Genomic DNA, 18,059 nt, shown 5'->3' with positions numbered 1-18,059 from the left:
CATGCTAAGTAAAAATTTTTCTATCGAAGCCGTTTGCGAATCATCCATATTGATTCAGTTTGCCGATGAGATAAGTGTGGTGTTGCCCCCCTTTATCAATCGAGTAGCCGAACTTATTTATGCGCATCATACTGACAGCATAATGAACTTAACGCCTTCTTACACCACGCTTTTAGTCGACTATCTACCCTATCGAATTCCTGAACACGCTATGCTAGAAAGCCTTGCACAAATTGTCCATCAGGTTGATTCCTTTCAAGCCTTACCTAGCGACAACACAGTGACATTACCCGTCTATTATGGCTCTGACGTTGCGCCGGATCTGAGCTCGATACTTCGCAAAAAATCATTGGATCTCCACACGCTTATCGCTAAGCATACGACGCCAGACTACACTATATGCGCAATTGGTTTTGCGCCTGGATTTGCGTTTCTTTCCGGTTTAGATCGTGACCTCATCACACCACGACTGGCAACACCTAGGCTGAAAGTGAATGCGGGTAGTGTCGGTATTGCAGATAATCAGACTGCTGTCTATCCCTCCATGACGCCGGGAGGCTGGAATATAATTGGTAACTGTCCCAGTAAACTTTTTGACCCCGAAAGCGAGCAGCTTTCCCCCTTTCGAATTGGGGATAAAGTGAGATTTGAGTCAATTACCAAACAACGATATCTAGAATTAGGGGGTGAGTTATGGGCTATTTAGAGGTCATCAAACCCGGTCAATTGAGCCTAATTCAAGACTTTGGCCGCTACGGCCTTGCACCACTCGGTGTAACGCAAGGCGGACCATTAGATGAATACGCTTACTGTTGGTCAAATCACCTGCTAGGCAACCATCCAAACAGCGCCACTATAGAGATCACTTTGGGCCAAGCTGAATTTCGATTTACCCAAAGTTGCATGCTCGCAATATGTGGTGGTGATTTACAAGCAAGATTAGATGATAAACCGATCAGAAACTGGACCTCTTTCTATGCTCGTAGAGGACAGGTTTTAAAGTTTGGCTTGCCAACAAACGGATTAAGAGCCTATTTGGCCGTAGAGGGTGGATTCGACATCGCTCCACATTTAGGTAGCACCAGCACAGTGTTAAGAGAACAGCTCGGTGGCCTGCATCAAGATGGTACGCCATTGGTCAAAAACGATAGACTAAAATACAACAAATCGAGCGCAATAAAGCCCTCTAAACAACTGACCTTTCGCTTCACTCCCGATTACAACCTGCCTTTACGTTTACGACTGATTGAGTCATATCAAGCACATCAATTTAGCAAAGAATCTAAGCGCTCTTTTTACAACCAAACCTATAAAGTTGGCCAACACAGCGACCGTATGGGATATCGCTTAGAAGGGTCGCCGATAACACCACCCGTAGAAGGTATTATCTCCGAAGGCATAGCCTTGGGGTCCGTACAGATACCACCTGACGGTAAACCAATCATATTGCTAAACGATAGGCAGACCTTAGGTGGCTACCCTAAGTTAGGGGTACTGGCGAGGATTGATCATGCACGAATTGCACAGGCTAGGCCTGGACAAGAAATCAAATTTATCCGAGGTAACCGCCGTCATCTACAAGATATATGGTGTGCCTGGGCACTCAGGTTCGGATATTAATAGAGCGGAGCTAATCCGCTCACCTTTGCTAATCCATCGGGATAACCACGTTCAGTGGCCAATTGAATAGCAAACTGCTCTACCTCTCCTGCATCGAGTGACACCGTCTCTTTTTGACTGGGCGAACGCTCAACGAGTATTTTGTCGAGAGTATTATTGTTGCTAAATATGCCCTCGACTATCTTCAATGCAGCCTCTATAGCAGAAGACCCTTTTACAATCTCTATTCGCGCATAATTAGAACCATGAAAAGAGACATCAGCCGCACGGAGCGAGGCATCGATGCCGGGAATTTGCTGTGCACCATATAACGGCTTCCCAGCAAACGTGGCCTCAGCAAAACTAGGGATGAATCGGCTCATATGTTTGATAGCAAGTTCGGTTCTTTCTCGCTTCTGCACCTCATTCCACCCTTTCTTGATTTTATAAACCAAGTATTCCGGTAACTGAGGTTGAGCACAATCTTCACTGCTATACACTAATCCATCTTTAAACAAGGTAATCTCATCTGTCATACCATGTAATTGGAATATTCCATCGGCATAAGGCGTAAGCTGAGCCATTCCATCGACCGTTCCTCTCTCACCGTGAAAGACCACTTCAGGCCATGTATCCGATATTCCAGTCCACTTGGTAACATACGCCGCTTTAAATTCGACTAATCGACGTCGAGGTGCCTTGATAAAATTGTCGACGGTTCCCGTTTCATAGCCACAAGCATTAATAAGGTAATCAACCTCAAGCTCACGATTCTGCTCACCTTGTTGATAACTTATCATCCATTTTGACTGGTTCGCTGTTATATCCGTGACTTCACTGGAAAGATAGACATGCGCACTCTTGTATTTGTCTAATAACATCGTAGCTGAAGAGGCCAACCTAAATAGACTCCAACCATATTCTTGAACCAACACTACTGGGTATTTCAATGTATCGAGATCGACGTGATTAACAAACGGCAACATCCAATCATCAAGCGTGCTGGGTTGACCGTCTTGTACTTGGCCTTTCAGCTTCTCTAACACCTCTCGTGTATAGGTTTTGTAGTAGTCTTTCACCTCCCCTAATACCTTATTAGCGCCATCAGTCATCACCATTTGGTGGTAATGCTTTTGGATAGAGACAAGACGTGGCAATAACGCCTCTGGCGACCCTTTATCGGTCTTAGGGATGGCAATAATGGTTGGACGGACGTTAATCGTGTGCGGGAATAACTTTACCGATTGAATGGATTGCTTTAACAAGTCGATGCATTGCCGTTCGTCTATTTCTCGGTATAGATTTCCTCCTGCATGGAGATGACATATCGGTGGACCATAAACTAAGCTCGGCTTGCGTTCAAACAGGTAGGTTTCGATTCCAAGCTCAGCCAGTTTTATCGCGACAGTTGCGCCTCCAATCCCTCCCCCAATCACACCAATTTTTTTCATTTTTACATCTATCGTTAACTTACTCATTTACACGCTTTGACTCGTTAAACCTTGTTAGATTATACCTATAATTCATGTGAAAAAAATCCCACATTTCATACTGTTATTTCACATCAGAAAAACAGATTATTTTGCAAAAAAAAACTTGACTCAATTTTGACACAATCGATTTCTCATGCTCTTGTGAATAACATCCTTCGCGAAAAGGCGTGTGTTGGGCGATCCAGAAACATTAGGTTAGATTTCACTAAAGTTATCCAAAACTTTATCCACCGAATCTGTGGATAACTGGATCTACCTCAAACTCAAAATAACTCTTCATCGCTATTTTGGTAATGAAGACCCACGTTTACGCACTCCAAACCATCTTGAACGATCAACCAACTATCATAGAATTTTCAATCGCTTTACATAAAACAAAACTATGGTTAGAACCACACCCTCATCTACGTAGTGTTCAACTGCCAAACCGGCATGTTATTCACTTCCCTTAATTGGCTGCAACAGCTTCTTGATTAACGAATTGATCACAATCGCAAGTACCATAAAGGAAATCAAAGGCAACGCTAGCCATAATGTGGGATGCAATTGACCATCGAGATCAAAGCCAAAACGCATAATACTAGCCACACTCACCTCCGCCCCAAAACTCGCCACCAAACCAGCCGTCACGGCCATTAAGCCATATTCACTCCACAGCGTACTTGTAACTCGTTTTTTAGAGGCACCTAAGGTTCGATAGAGACGAATTTCATCTTGTCTTTGAGAAAGGCTTAATCTTAACAAGGTAAATATGAGTAGAAGACCGGCCACTACGCCTAAAGAAGCTAATACCGTTACAGACCAAATTAACTGAGTCAGTAAACCTCTTATCTTGTTGCCCATCGCTCGGATATCCAACAGGCTTACTGTCGGAAACGCCCGTGATAACGATTTTAATATTGAACTCTCTTGTTCGTCGACTCTAAAACTAACCATCCAAGTTGCGGGTAAAGACGTCAGCACGTCTGGTGTAAATATGAAGTAGAAGTTCGGTTTCATTTCCCGCCATTCAACATTACGAATACTATTAATCGTTGCATTGACTGTCTGGCTGTTAATAGTGAAGCTTAGTTCATCACCAATTTTCAGATTCAAATCAGACGCGACTTCTGATTCGACAGAAACACCTGTTTTTGTCGTCCATGTCCCTTCGATGATCGAATTGGGATCGGACAGTTGTTCTACCCATGTAAAATTTAGTTCACGACTTAGAGACTCGGCTTCTTTGTTAACACTGTCGTCATCTTTTGCTTCTGTGCCGTTGATACCGCTTATCCTCCCTCGGATAATCGGAAAGGCTTGCGAACGCTCTATAGATTGTCCATCTATCGTAGCCAAATATTCGTCTACTTCATAAGGGGCTATATTTATAGCAAACACATTTGGGGCGTTCTCTGGGATAGTTTGTTGCCAATCCTGCAATAAGTCGGTTCGAACTAACCAGATAACCGCTAGCAGCATTAACGACAAACCCAAAGCCCCAAATTGTAATGCACTGGCAATAGACGACCGGTTAATTCGACTCACTGCCAATTTCATTGAAGCCGATATAGGCAGTTTGTTAATCACCTTGACGATCGCAATACTGATGACCCCAAGCAAGACAAACAGGAGTACGATCCCACCTAATACCATCCAAACTAAAGTGTTATTCTGATAAGCAACGATCATCGGAATAATCGGAACCAACACCAACAAATAACGATGCCATTTTGTCTCTTCCTTGCTCATCTGCATCACATTTACCGCAGACGTATTGATAAGCCCCAGCAACGGGATACCGAGTGCAGGAACTCCGATAAGAATACAGGTAATGAATGCAACTAAGACCGGAGTAAAACCGTAACTAGGTAATGGACTAGGCAACAGATCAGTAAGTGGAATTCGCAGAAATATCTCGAGTAAATAACCAGAGAACACGCCAAAAGTGGCCCCAAGAACAAACAAAATAACGATCTGAGTGAACAACCAGCGCCTTAACCACCCTTTACTTGCGCCCAAACTTTTTAACATGGCAACAGTTTTTCTTCGCCCTGCTACATAATTCTGACACGTTAACACCAGTGTTGTCGCCGCCATAATGATCACAATGGCGACCGTCAGTGACAGGTATTGCGTTGTGCGATCAAACATTTCGTTATTTCTTGAGCCACTATCTTGATCTCTCCAACGATCACTCGGTGTCAGTGTTACGGCATTTTTTGCCGCCTCTAGACTCTCTTCATTGCCAAGCAAAAACAGATTAAACCGTACTCGACTTCCCACCCTAAGCGCACCTGTTTTCTCTATATCAGATTCATGAATATAAACCGTGGGCATTTGCTGAAACGGATTAAACGACAAACCCGGCTCTTGGACTATTTTACCGCTAATTACAAAATCTGCGTCACCTAGAGTGACAGTGTCACCCTCCGCAACTTCAAGCAATGATAACACTCGTTCATCAAGCCACAGCTGGCCTGAACGCACTTTATTAGAGGTTTGCTTACCATCATCTAATTGCAACTCACCCCGTAAAGGGTAGTTCGAATCGACCGCTTTTACCGTGACCAATTGCATCTGTTCTTCACTAAACGCCATGGTAGAAAACCGAGTAAGCTTAGATTCACTGAGCTCTTTTTGGGCGTAAATAGTGTCAAGTAAAAGCGGCGGTATTGGATTAGAAGATGAATAAACCAAGTCAGCCGTCAAAGCATCTTTACCCTGCTTAACCAGTACCTGTTCCATTCGCTCAGCAAGCGCTGACAATGCAAAAACACACGCAATAATTAACGTCAATGCAATAGATATAGGCCATAACTGCCCATGGCGTATTTCTTCCAAACTCCACTTAAATAGGCGTCGGTTAAGAGAAACACCGGTTTGGTTATCCATGGTTATTTCTCCAATTTGCCAGCTTGCATATGAAACGTTTTATCACATCGCGCAGCCAAATCGGGGTCATGCGTGACTAAAACAAGTGTCGTACCGTGCTTCTGATTTAGCTCAAACAATATCTCTATAATTTTTTCTGCCGTGTGTTGGTCCAAGTTACCGGTTGGTTCATCAGCAAAAAGCACCTTGGGTTTGATCATAAAGGCACGAGCTAACGCAACACGCTGTTGTTCCCCACCCGACAGCTGAGAAGGCAGATGATCGATTCGATTGCTTAACCCCACAGAATCCAACAGCTCTTGTGCTCTTGTTCTGTCTTCGTCCTCACCCTTAAGCAGGCAAGGCAATGTCACGTTTTCTATCGCAGTCAGACTGGGTATGAGCAGGAAACTCTGAAATACAAACCCCACCGAATCACTTCGAATGGCGGCTCTTTTCTCTTCATCCAAACCGGATAATGCATGACCCATAAGATGCACATCACCGCTTGTTGGTACGTCTAAACCCGCTAATAACGTCATTAATGTCGACTTGCCAGCACCTGAAGTACCAACAATAGCCACACACTCACCTTCATTAATCTCTAAATTTACGTCTTCAAGGATTGTTAAATGCTCTTGTTTAGTAGAGACTAATTTCGTGAGCGATTCAGCTTTAATAATGGAATTTGGCATGACTAGATTTATATCCTTTGTTTTTCTTATTTTTTCTTGTACTGCAAGTAGTACCACAATTTTAATACTAGGTGATAGTTTAAGTGCTGGTTATCAAATGCCAATAGAGAACAGTTGGCCACTCAAACTTTCTTCAGACCTCAAAGAAAGAGGTTTTGAGTACACCGTCGTGAATGCAAGCATTTCGGGTGATACAACAGGTAATGGCCTTGATCGTCTACCGGCTCTATTAGAACGGCATAAGCCAAGTTGGGTATTGATTGAATTAGGTGCCAATGACGGGCTTAGAGGATTTCATCCACGTATAGTGACAAAAAATTTGCAACAGATTATTTCTATGAGCCAACAAGCATCCGCAAACGTTGCTTTAATGCAGATTCAGGTCCCTCCAAATTACGGACAAAGGTACAGTCAAGCATTCGCCGATATTTATCCAAATCTAGCGGATGAATATCAAATCCCATTACTGCCTTTCTTTTTAGAACAAATAATCTTGAAAGAAGAGTGGATGAAAGAGGATGGGCTTCACCCTAAAGAGGTAGCTCAACCATGGATCTCTAACTTTGTAGCGGACAACTTAGCACTATATCTCGATTAGTCACCAAATATTGCCCTAGCGCAAAACTATGCGCTTAACGTACTTATATATTAAAGCTCGTGATTATCAAATTGAGACTGCGAACTAATGATAATAGAGCCCCTAATTAAAGGCGTTGTGGCAAAAACTGCCCATCCTGAAGGATGTAAGCATGCCGTCCAACAACAGATAGACTTCGTAAAATCCAACAAAAAAACGACCAAAGGTCCAAAGCGAGTACTGATACTCGGTGCTTCTTCTGGCTTTGGTCTCTCCGCTCGAATAGCGGCGACCTTTGGTGGTAGTGAAGCGGATACAATTGGCGTTTCATTTGAACGAGGCCCTTCTGAAAAGGGAACGGGATCAGCCGGTTGGTACAACAACATCTACTTTTCCCAACAGGCTGAAGCTGAAGGCCGAACGGCTATTAATATCGTAGGTGATGCATTTTCGCAAGAAGTTCGCACTCAAGTTATAGAAGCCATTGAAACCTATTTTGAAGGCGAGGTTGATCTCGTTATCTATAGCCTGGCAACCGGTGTAAGGCCAAAACCATCTGGTGAAGGCATGTGGCGTTCAGCGATAAAAACTATCGGCGAAAGCGCAACGGGAGCCACTATTATTCTCGAAGATGATAGTTGGCAGGAAACTACCGTAGAACCCGCAACCGAAGAAGAGATCGACTCTACTATCAAGGTAATGGGTGGAGCTGATTGGGAATCGTGGATCGATACACTCATTAATTCTGATTCTATCGCCCAAGGAGGCAAGACCATTGCCTTTTCTTATATTGGCCCCGAACTTACCTACCCGATTTATCACGAAGGTACATTAGGCCGAGCAAAAGTCGACCTACATCAAACTAGCCATGCACTAAACTTAAAACTGGCCAAAATTGGTGGCGGCGCGTATGCCACGGTTTGCAAAGCCTTGGTGACCAAAGCGAGTGTGTTCATTCCCGGTTTCACTCCCTATATTTTAGCGCTATATAAAGTGATGAAAGCGAAAGGTACACACGAAACCTGCATTCATCAAATGCATCGATTGTTCAACGACAAACTCTATGCCGATACCGTACCTGTTGATGGACAGAGGCTGCTTCGATTAGATGAACATGAACTTGATCCAAATGTTCAACAACAGGTCAAAGCTATCATGAATACGATGAATGCGGATAACTTTAAACAAGTTGGTGACTATCAAGGATACAAGGACGAGTTCTTAAAACTCAATGGATTTGGATTTGACACTGTTAACTACAATGAGTTTTTCGATATAGAGCAGCTAAAAAAATTGAAGCCGTAGTAAATTGATGAAAAATCAAACAAGGTGACTCACTTTTAATACTAACCCCTCCTAATGGAAGGGTTAGTCTATCAATAGTTTAAATCTACCATATACTTATAAAACAATGCCTAAAGGAGTTAGGCACTCACTCCGACCGATTAAGCACATGGAAAGGTGCACATGACAAAACTGAAAACAGAAACACTCTCACTATCCAGTGATATCTTGGAGAACCTCCAACATATTGTCGATCTGCTTAGTGACATTACGGAAGTCGAATACGCTCTCGTTGTACAGTATGACAAACCAATCAAAGAACTCTGTTGTAACCAATCCATGGAATCGCCTGACATCAAACCGTTAGTTTTTTCTTTATACTCAGCCCTGTTCGAGTCTGCAGCCTTAGATTATTCTACTCATGCTCATCGTCATTTGTCTGGGCACATCACTCCAAACGACAACACACCGTTTTATTCGGCTCTCCTATTATTATGGCCAGATGGCACGTTATTTGGTGCCCTTGTCATCGTTGATAAAAATAGAAAGAAACACAATACAGTTGCATTCAAACTGCTTTCTAGCTTCAGAGAGTCCATTAACGCTCAACTAGAAACCATTTATCAGCATGAAAAATTGTCGATATTGACCCATCGTCTCAAACTTAGAGGGGATAATAAAACGCAGAATATTGCGAGTCTAAACTACACGCTCAGCCAAGAGATAGATAAACGAAAAGCAGCCGAACAAGAAGTGGTTTATCACAAAAGTCACGATATTGGCACAGGATTTCTCAACCAAATATCGTTATTTGAGCACACCAAAAGACTCATAACTCAAGCCATACATAACCGCGAAAGTGTGGTGGTTGTCCACATCACATTTTCAAATGGTAGAAAACTTCAAGAACGATATGGAGAGAATGCTTTAAACAGCCTATTGGTGGCATTTCGTGAGCGAATAGGTCGAATAGACTGCGAGGATTCTGTAACGGCAAGAACCAGTAGCTCTAATTTTATTGTCGCGATAAGGACGAAATCTTTAACACCCTTTGTCGATAACTTTTGTTACCGATGCTTAGAAATCTGTCATTCTGATTTTGCAATCGATAATGATACGGTCCATCTACATGGCTTTATTGGCGTTTCGACCAGTATCGATACTCAGAAGGCGCAGGACCTGATCTACTTTGCCAACGAAGCGGCATTCTCAAGCAAAGATACCGGCCAGAAATATAGCTACTATTCTGAAACTCGTACTGAACAGAGAACACATACCAACGAGATCGAAAGCTATTTACTACAAGCCGTACGCAATAATGATTTAAAGCTCTATTATCAACCTAAGGTAGAACTGAAATCTGGAAACTGGATTGGTGCAGAGGCCTTAATTCGATGGAATCATCCTGTTTTAGGTACCGTTTCAAACGAAAATCTTATACAACTAGCCGAACAAAATGGACTGATCTTTGAAGTGGGCAATTTTGTATTACGTTCTGCTATTGAGAGTGCAAGCGAATGGTTAACAAGCGGTAACGACTTCAAAATCGCGGTTAATGTTTCCGCCGTGCAATTAAAGAATGTCGATTTCGCCGATCACGTACAACACTTATTAGAAACGTATCAATTTCCGGCGAACAAATTAGAGATAGAGTTGACTGAAAGTTCTTTAATTTCAGATGAATACCTAGCCAAGAAGACGCTCTATGCACTTAGCAAACTTGGCGTGACACTGTCACTTGATGATTTTGGAACTGGCTGCGCTTCATTCAGTTACCTTAAAAACTACCCCTTTAATAGCCTGAAAATTGACAAAAGTTTTGTGCAACATCTGACTCGAAACCCTAATGACAAAGAGATTGTACGATCTATCGTTCAGATCGCTAAAAAGCTTAACCTAGAGGTCACTATCGAAGGTATAGAAAATCTGGATCAAGAGCGGTTTGTATTGAATGAAGGCTGCGATTTTGCACAAGGATATTTGTACGGCAAAGCGATGACTGGCGATGAATTTAAGCAATGCATAGCTAAGTGACATTTACACTAGCTATCTCGTTACACGTTACCTATAATTCCCAACCACTATAATTATTAGCATACTCAATTCACGGTACGGCTAATTTATCAAGCATTTGGCGTTATGGATCAACTAGTAGCAAAACTTAAAAAACTCGAAAAACAGAATTTTCGTGCCTATCACTCTATTAAGGGCCAATATTCTTTTGACGACTATACCCTATATATTGACCATGTTCAGGGTGATCCATATGCATCATCGTCTCGATTTAGAGCGGTTAGACCTTGGTCGATGACCGGTCTACTTTGGCTAAGAGAACAATCAAGTTCTTTTCAAGCCGCAGCACGAGATTTTATCGCTCGTAGTTTCTCCTACTTTGCAGCACAAGAGAATGCTATCTCTATCGCGTTAACAGGACAAACGGTACTAGACAGTACCTCGGTACTTTTTACCGATGAAGGCATAGAATTAAGATTTAGGATCAACCTCCCTGCTGAAGGTCGCAGCATTCTGGCTAAAAAAGCCTTGAATATCATAACCTTCCACTTACCTAAGTATATTCGAAAATCCACCATTGAAAGAGAGCTAGACAAAGAAGCGCTTATCAGACATTGCCAGTGCAATGAAGACCAAGATTTTCTGCGTACGCAACTTGAAGCGCACAACCTGATAGCTTTCATTGAAAACGACAGTTTGTTACCTCGCCAAGCGGGTAATAGTGATTTACCAATGAAAGACGCCATCAGATTTAAGGCGCCCTCATCACTGGAGGTTGAACTACAAACCGTCAACCGAGGCACCATCTCAGGTATGGGTATTCCAAAAGGAATCACCTTGATAGTTGGTGGTGGTTTCCATGGTAAATCAACCCTTCTCAATGCCATAGAACGTTCTATTTATAATCATATTCCTGGAGACGGTCGTGAAGGCATCGTTAGCGATAGCAACGCGATGAAGATCAAAGCAGAAGACGGTCGCTGTGTGCATGCGCTTAACCTCTCCAATTATATAAATCACCTACCGATGGGCAAGGACACCACTGATTTTTCTACGCAAGATGCATCAGGTTCAACCTCACAAGCAGCATGGTTACAAGAATCTATTGAAGCGGGTGCCACATCAATTCTCATTGACGAGGATACATCAGCGACTAACTTCATGATTCGAGACGAACGTATGCAAGCGTTAGTTAACAAAGGTGATGAACCTATAACACCACTGGTAGATAGAATTAGCCAATTGAAAGAGACACTTGATGTCTCTACCATGATAGTTATGGGTGGCTCTGGAGATTACTTAGATCATGCAGATACGGTCATACAGATGCACGACTATCAAGCCGTCGACGTTACTGCTAAAGCAAAGCAGGTCGTAAAATTGCATCCAAGCCAACGAATTCAAGAAACCAATCAACAAATTGGTCAATTCCCTTCTCGATCGTTAAGTCTAACAACGCTGCAAAAAATATTAAGTGATGGGAAATTTAGAGTCTCCGCGAAAGGGAAAGACGCATTGCGATTTGGCAAAGAGTTCATCGATATTTCGGCGTTAGAACAGATCGAAAGTTCCAGTCAGATTAACGCTATTGGTTGGGTTTGGTTTCAGCTAGCTCAAAAGCCAGGTTGGGCAAGCGCACCGCTGCAAGAAATTGACCAGCTACTCCAAGATAATTGGCATCAATCTATGCCGAGTTACGGCGACCTTGCCAAACCAAGGACGTTAGAAGTCAGTGCAACATTAAACAGACTTCGCAAAGCAAACTTCCAACCAAGATAACGAGAAAACAACCTGCGTTCCGTTAGTTATGGATCGCAGTTGACTTCCATTGGTCCTCCTCTTAGGGGACCAATGGAAACTCTTTCCAATAACATCCACGCAATATTCTGTTTTGATTATCTGTTTCATTTTGGATACAGCCTCACCTAGATTGGAATTTGACTTTATTAACACTCACTCGGTAAAAATTTTTAATGGATAGATCGAATCGTGTTCGATATTATCTTGAATGTTCAATAGAGTAGATTTATTTTCAATAGCTAGATTAAGCGGTGGTTAAACAAACAATGGCTAACTTAAACAACAGCAAAGTAACCCTTTGGATATTGCTTGGTTTGTACGCGTTAATATTCGCTTTTTCAGCCTTTGAACCAAGCTCACGATCGGTATGGATAGCGGAAATCATTCCTGTCGTACTTATTCTCGCCGGTATTTTGGTTATTTCTAGACGCTTTGCGTTTAGTTCAACTGCGTACCTTTTCATGTTCATTTGGCTCTGTTTACATACTATCGGTGCAAAATACACCTTTGCAGAAGTACCCTTTGATTGGTTTAACAATCTGATTGATTCAGATCGCAATAACTTTGACCGTGTCGCGCATTTTTCGATTGGTTTTTTTGCCTACCCTATTGCTGAATATCTTTATAAGAATCAGTACTGCAACAAGTGGATAGCCGGGTTATTCGGCCTGTTTGCACTCATGAGTACAGCGGCGGGATATGAAATTATTGAATGGTGGTATGCCGAACTTGCTGGTGGTGACGATGGTATTGCATTCCTTGGTTCGCAAGGGGATATTTGGGACGCGCAAAAGGATATGCTCTGTGACACACTTGGTGCACTGTTTTCCTTAACTGTTTTTATGATTCGGAAATAATTGAAAGTATCGCTGTAACGCCAGTTTTGTTGACGTTGCAGCAATACCGAGTTCTTAATTACTTCTTTTTAGATTGAACAAATTTTCTACTTACGTCAACGATCGCAATGTCACGGAAAAAACTCTGTCCCAGTATCACTGGGTACTCTAGATGCTTTCTGTCTGTTAACGTGAAATCTGCTTTCTCTTTAATATCACCAACTTGAATCCACGCAGTTATAACAGGACGTTTTTGCGATTCTGCACTGTTCGCTTGCTTAATTTTTGCCCAACGTAGTATCGGTAAACTGATCTCTTGAGAAGAGATCTTATTGTGTTCAATTCTAAACTTGACCCAATCCTTGCCCTCTCTTTCAAAGGGAACCACATCTACCGCACTAATAGAAGATGTAGTCGCGCCAGAGTCAATTTTAGATTTAAAGCTTTGGTCCAAGCCTGGAATATAGACCCACTCTTCTGAGCCTAAGATTAACTTACCTTCCGCTGTTTTCACTGGGGGTGGCTTAGGTTTGGGTTCTGGTTTTACTTCTGGTTTTGGTTGTACTGGCTCGGGTGTCACCGGTTGTACAACGTCTGTTTTATCTTTTGTTATTTCTGTATCAACATCAGGTGTGTCAACCGTTGTCTTTGGTGATTCTTCTATTTTTGTAGAGGTTTGCTCACCTGTCGTGGAGCAAGCTGCTAAGCCTAAACACAGCAGAATGGATAACAATAATCTATTCAATTTCGTTCTCCTAACCATAGTTATCTAAATTTATCGCGATTTATGAAATTTGCACAATAGCATTTGCTACATACGGGATATCTTTTTCTGTTAGACCAGCGATATTGATTCTGCCGTCTCCCACACCGTATATACCGTATTCATCTCGAAGTCGACTCATCTGTGCTTGAGAAAAGCCTAGCACAGTAAACATACCTTTGTGAGACTCAATAAAATCAAACTGTTGAGAACTGTGAACTGATCGCAACTCATTGCAAAGTAGCAATCGCAAATTGATCAATCTTAGCCTCATCGAGACCAATTCATCTTTCCAAACCTTTGTCATTGCCTCACTGTTAAGGATGGTTTTCACCAACGCAGCACCGTGATCGGGTGGCATAGTATAGGTGGCTCTTGCCAACTGTAATAGTTTCCCTTTCGCATTACTCACATCGGTTTGATTATTGCCAATAACAATAGCGGCGCCAGTACGTTCTCGGTATAGGCCAAAATTCTTAGAGCAAGAGGTGGTGATGAGCATCTCTTCTAGATTATCCGCCATATAGCGTAATCCTTGAGCATCTTCTTCCAACCCGTCTCCAAACCCTTGATAGGCGATATCAACGAATGGAAGGAAACCATTTTTTTGTGAAAGTTCTGTGATCGCCTTCCAGACCTGAAAGTCGACATCGGCTCCTGTCGGGTTATGGCAGCAACCGTGCAGTAACACCACATCATTGGGGCCAGCACAACTGATATCGTTTAGCATCGCTTCAACATCAACCTGTTTGGTCTGAGTACTAAAGTAGCGATATTGCTTTACCTTAAGTCCTGCGGCTTCCATCACTGGACGGTGATTTACATAGCTAGGGTTACTAAGCCACACGGTTGTATCTGGATTGGCGACTTTCATTAAATCACCAAGCATGCGCAGCGCGCCGCTGGCTCCTGGGGTTTGTATAGCTGACACTCGCCCCATTGCTGATGTACCAGAAAGAAGCAGGTTTACCATGCTTGAATTGAATTCTTCACACCCTGAAAGACCAACATAAGACTTGGTTGTTTGCGTTTCTAATAGCTGCTTCTGAGCCTGTTGAACCGCCAACATAATTGGCGTTTCACCCAAATTATTTTTGTACACGCCAATGCCAAGATCGACTTTCCCAGTACGAGGATCATTACGATACGCTACAGAAAGAGAGAGTATCGGATCCAGTTGAGGTGTGGGTAAATGTGCAAACATAAAATCACATTCCTTTGCTATGTTTCGATTAATTTAAACGCGTATTCCATTGCGATACAACATTCCTTTGGAGTAGCAAAAAGTGAACCTTGAACTGCTTTTTTAGATTTTACGCCAGTCAGAACTCAAAGTAATTCAACAGAATTGAGCTCAGTGATAGCTTTGATTTATATCGATAAACCGTACAAAAAATAATACAGACAGATGGGGATTTGTGAAAGGACTATTTGAGCATTTATTTCTAATTGTTTGAGTTGATATATCATTTAAATTGCGCTGCCAAGCGGCTTTGTTATCTAACTGGGCCTATTTAACGAGACTCAATTACGTTAAATATACATGTATACGTCGCAAGATCTGATTCATCTACAACGTATACAATTTTACTATTTCACATACTAAGATTTTCTATTTCCTAACCACTGCCAACCGTCCGCCGTTTTCCTTATCTTGCTACCCGACTTAAACGGCACTGAGATAGCCCCTAAATCAACCATTCCCTCGATAAAGTATTCATCGGTAATATCGCTATCCTGCTCGAACTTCAATAGGGTCACTTTATAGTCTTGAACTTTATTCATTTGGCTATAAAGAATCGCTAGAAAATCATCCTTTCCGTACCCATTCTCAATAAAATCATTCGCGTAGAACGCCGCGACATCGACTCTATTCTGGCTCAATAAGACGTGCTTAAACTTGTTAAAGAACGCCGTTACTTCTTCAGGTGGTACAACGACTGGAGCTTTGAAATCCGATACATCAATAGCGCTAGAGACAGATTTTCCAGCAAGGAAATTGGTCACATCAAGACCAAATTTTTTGGGAATATCCGTGTGAATGAAATGACCTACATTGGGATAAATGACCACGGTAGCTTCATTACCTTTCTCCGACAAACGTTCATAAATTGGTTTGATTACATCCCAACGCAAACTCTGCTGACCACTGAATACAGTGGTCGGGATAAAAGGTTCTTTTTCTCCATATGAGATCATCATCGGTACGGTAATCTGATCAATTCGCTTCACTAAGCTCTGTCTATCTTCTTTACGAACTTCAACGCCCATTGAGTAAATATCTCTTATATACGTTTCTGACCACGTATTAAACTCTTGCGTAGAATTATCAATCATAGACTTGCGTATCTGTGTTATGTAATCCGTCATTGATGATTGGTTAACAAAATAGCCAATTGGCGAATCCTGGATCTCTCCTGTTTTTACATTCTTCATTTTAAAATTATTAAACAGTTCAATATCTTGCGCACTTTTGGATTGCTCGGACTTTAAAGTCCGGCCCCAGATAACAGCCCACTCATCATATGACGATTTTTGGGCATCACCAAAGAACGATAATCCAGCAACATTGGTTGGAAACTCTTCCAATCCACCTGATGCCTCAAGAACAATTTTTTTAACCTGCTCAGGGTATTCTAACGCATAACCTATAACCCACTGACCACCCATAGAGTGACCAATGAAGTTGGCTTGTGTAATAGAGAGTTCATTGGCTAAAAGATCGTTGATTGCACTCCGGGTATCGTCTAACGAACGAGTGATAGGGTTACTCAAATTACCCGGGATAGATTTACCATAGTTGGGCAAATCAGGAACAATCACACGATAACCTTGCATCAATAATGTTTGCATTAGATCACCAAAATAACCGCCGTACATTCCCTTCCCATGGATCAGAACCACAACCTCTGGGTTCATTTGGTCGCCAGCATATTCATCCATAAAAGCAATTTCCCACTCCACACCATTACCATCTTGCACTTGAGCATATTCAACTGGGAATGGGTACGTGACACAATCGCGCCAAAAGCTTCCTTGGCACTCTTGTGCCACCGTAAGCACTTGCATGTTAGTAACTGAATATTCCGTTGTTGTCGCACACCCGTATACCATTCCAAGCAGTGATAATGAAAGTAAGCGACGCTTGATTGAGCTATTCATTTTATCGTTCCTATTTATCTATTGAATAAAGGTCACAACTTGGCGGCTGATCGCGTCAAGTTGGTCGTTAAATAGCGAATGTCCGCTGTCGGGATAAGAGATGAGTGACACTGGTATGCCACATTGGATTAACCGCTGTTCACTCTGATAAGCTGTCGCAACTGGGATCACAAGATCATCTTCCCCGTGGAGGATCAGTGTTGGGGTTTTCAATTGATTGATTAAACCATTTCCGTCAACCACTCCATTGGATTCATCACTCAAATTAAATGTCGACAATGCAAAATAGATATCGGCTAAATTGACTTGAGTTAATACGTCATTAATCAACTCTTCATAAGCTTCTGGTGCAGGTTGTCCATGGTTATACACCACCATATCCCACAAGCCACGCACCATGCCTTTGTCCTTGTTTTCAAACGCAGAAAAAATAGGTGTTAATACTGGGTCAGCAAGCAACACTTGCTTAGATTTAATTACATCCCCTAGCCCGCCATTGCTTTGAATTGGGTATCCACTAACACCAACGCTACTGATTAGTATCAATTTACTAACTTTTTCGCTGTGCTCAATACTGTGCTGCAATGCTACGCCACCACCGGTAGACCACCCCCCAATTGCATATTGAACGATCTTGAGTTGCTCAAGTAAATCGGCAATATCATCCGACAGATTCTTCAAACTGGTGAGTGGTCGTTTGTAGCTAGATAGGCCAAAACCACGCAGATCAGGAGCAATTACCCTCACCTGATGAGACACTGAACGAATAAAACCTTCAAGATGAAAAGAGGAGGTCATGTTGCCATGCAGCAACACTAAAACAGGCCCCGTTCCAGCCTCGCGATAATGTATCTCTTCACCATTACTTAACATGGCTTTGTTGGTTTTAATCTGTTGCTTCACAACGACTCTCCCTAGTGTAAATAACTGAAACTTTAGTCAATACTACCGCTATTTTCCTCATCTGGTTAGCCGTTAAGCATC

Annotated in this window: 14 protein-coding genes; 7 read left to right on the top strand and 7 right to left on the bottom strand. The window is 42.3% G+C overall.

Going from position 1 to position 18,059, the window contains the following annotated elements:
• Position 1 precedes the first annotated feature (1 nt).
• Positions 2-706, top strand: a complete 705-nt coding sequence (locus IUZ65_RS23110; protein WP_195706347.1) for a 5-oxoprolinase subunit B family protein — start codon at positions 2-4, stop codon at positions 704-706.
• The gene (locus IUZ65_RS23105; protein ID WP_195706346.1) at positions 694-1,620 is read left to right on the top strand and encodes a biotin-dependent carboxyltransferase family protein; all 927 of its coding nucleotides are present in this window, start codon (positions 694-696) and stop codon (positions 1,618-1,620) included. The genes IUZ65_RS23110 and IUZ65_RS23105 overlap by 13 nt, the downstream gene beginning before the upstream one ends.
• Here IUZ65_RS23105 and IUZ65_RS23100 read toward each other — a convergent pair.
• From IUZ65_RS23100 to IUZ65_RS23090, 3 genes are all read right to left on the bottom strand, one after another.
• Positions 1,617-3,077: an FAD-dependent oxidoreductase gene (locus IUZ65_RS23100; RefSeq protein WP_195706345.1), complete on the bottom strand. Its 1,461-nt coding sequence runs from the start codon at positions 3,075-3,077 to the stop codon at positions 1,617-1,619. The genes IUZ65_RS23105 and IUZ65_RS23100 overlap by 4 nt on opposite strands.
• 450 nt (positions 3,078-3,527) lie before the next feature.
• Complete coding sequence (locus tag IUZ65_RS23095) at positions 3,528-5,966, bottom strand: ABC transporter permease (RefSeq protein ID WP_195706344.1); 2,439 nt, start codon at positions 5,964-5,966, stop codon at positions 3,528-3,530.
• Positions 5,967-5,968: 2 nt separating this feature from the next.
• Positions 5,969-6,640, bottom strand: coding sequence for an ABC transporter ATP-binding protein (locus IUZ65_RS23090; protein WP_195706343.1), 672 nt, complete (start codon positions 6,638-6,640; stop codon positions 5,969-5,971).
• Here IUZ65_RS23090 and IUZ65_RS23085 point away from each other — a divergent pair.
• The 5 genes from IUZ65_RS23085 (at position 6,639) to IUZ65_RS23065 (ending at position 13,171) form a co-directional block, all read left to right on the top strand.
• Positions 6,639-7,238 carry an arylesterase gene (locus tag IUZ65_RS23085; RefSeq protein WP_195706342.1) on the top strand — a complete coding sequence of 200 codons (600 nt, stop codon included), beginning with the start codon at positions 6,639-6,641 and terminating at the stop codon, positions 7,236-7,238. The two genes, IUZ65_RS23090 and IUZ65_RS23085, sit on opposite strands and share 2 nt — an antisense overlap.
• A gap of 87 nt (positions 7,239-7,325) precedes the next feature.
• Complete coding sequence (gene fabV / locus IUZ65_RS23080; protein ID WP_195706341.1) at positions 7,326-8,522, top strand: enoyl-ACP reductase FabV; 1,197 nt, start codon at positions 7,326-7,328, stop codon at positions 8,520-8,522.
• 162 nt (positions 8,523-8,684) lie between these two features.
• A complete protein-coding gene (locus tag IUZ65_RS23075) occupies positions 8,685-10,535 on the top strand; it encodes a putative bifunctional diguanylate cyclase/phosphodiesterase (protein ID WP_195706340.1) in 1,851 nt (616 codons plus the stop codon).
• 105 nt (positions 10,536-10,640) lie between these two features.
• Complete coding sequence (locus tag IUZ65_RS23070) at positions 10,641-12,293, top strand: ABC-ATPase domain-containing protein (RefSeq protein ID WP_195706339.1); 1,653 nt, start codon at positions 10,641-10,643, stop codon at positions 12,291-12,293.
• A gap of 287 nt (positions 12,294-12,580) precedes the next feature.
• Positions 12,581-13,171, top strand: coding sequence for a DUF2238 domain-containing protein (locus tag IUZ65_RS23065; protein ID WP_195706338.1), 591 nt, complete (start codon positions 12,581-12,583; stop codon positions 13,169-13,171).
• 58 nt (positions 13,172-13,229) lie between these two features.
• Here the strand turns inward: IUZ65_RS23065 and IUZ65_RS23060 are convergent, their stop codons facing one another.
• The 4 genes from IUZ65_RS23060 to IUZ65_RS23045 form a co-directional block, all read right to left on the bottom strand.
• The gene (locus IUZ65_RS23060) at positions 13,230-13,913 is read right to left on the bottom strand and encodes an ATP-dependent zinc protease family protein (RefSeq protein ID WP_195706337.1); all 684 of its coding nucleotides are present in this window, start codon (positions 13,911-13,913) and stop codon (positions 13,230-13,232) included.
• 22 nt (positions 13,914-13,935) lie between these two features.
• Complete coding sequence (locus IUZ65_RS23055) at positions 13,936-15,117, bottom strand: amino acid aminotransferase (protein WP_195706336.1); 1,182 nt, start codon at positions 15,115-15,117, stop codon at positions 13,936-13,938.
• Positions 15,118-15,515: 398 nt separating this feature from the next.
• Positions 15,516-17,075 carry an alpha/beta fold hydrolase gene (locus IUZ65_RS23050; RefSeq protein WP_195706335.1) on the bottom strand — a complete coding sequence of 520 codons (1,560 nt, stop codon included), beginning with the start codon at positions 17,073-17,075 and terminating at the stop codon, positions 15,516-15,518.
• A gap of 18 nt (positions 17,076-17,093) precedes the next feature.
• Positions 17,094-17,978, bottom strand: coding sequence for an alpha/beta fold hydrolase (locus tag IUZ65_RS23045; RefSeq protein ID WP_195706334.1), 885 nt, complete (start codon positions 17,976-17,978; stop codon positions 17,094-17,096).
• Positions 17,979-18,059 lie beyond the last annotated feature (81 nt).

It is taken from the genome of Vibrio sp. VB16 (assembly GCF_015594925.2).
GTDB lineage: Bacteria > Pseudomonadota > Gammaproteobacteria > Enterobacterales > Vibrionaceae > Vibrio.
The sequence above is the reverse complement of the archived record's forward strand: the minus strand, read 5'-3'. Positions and strand labels throughout refer to the sequence as shown.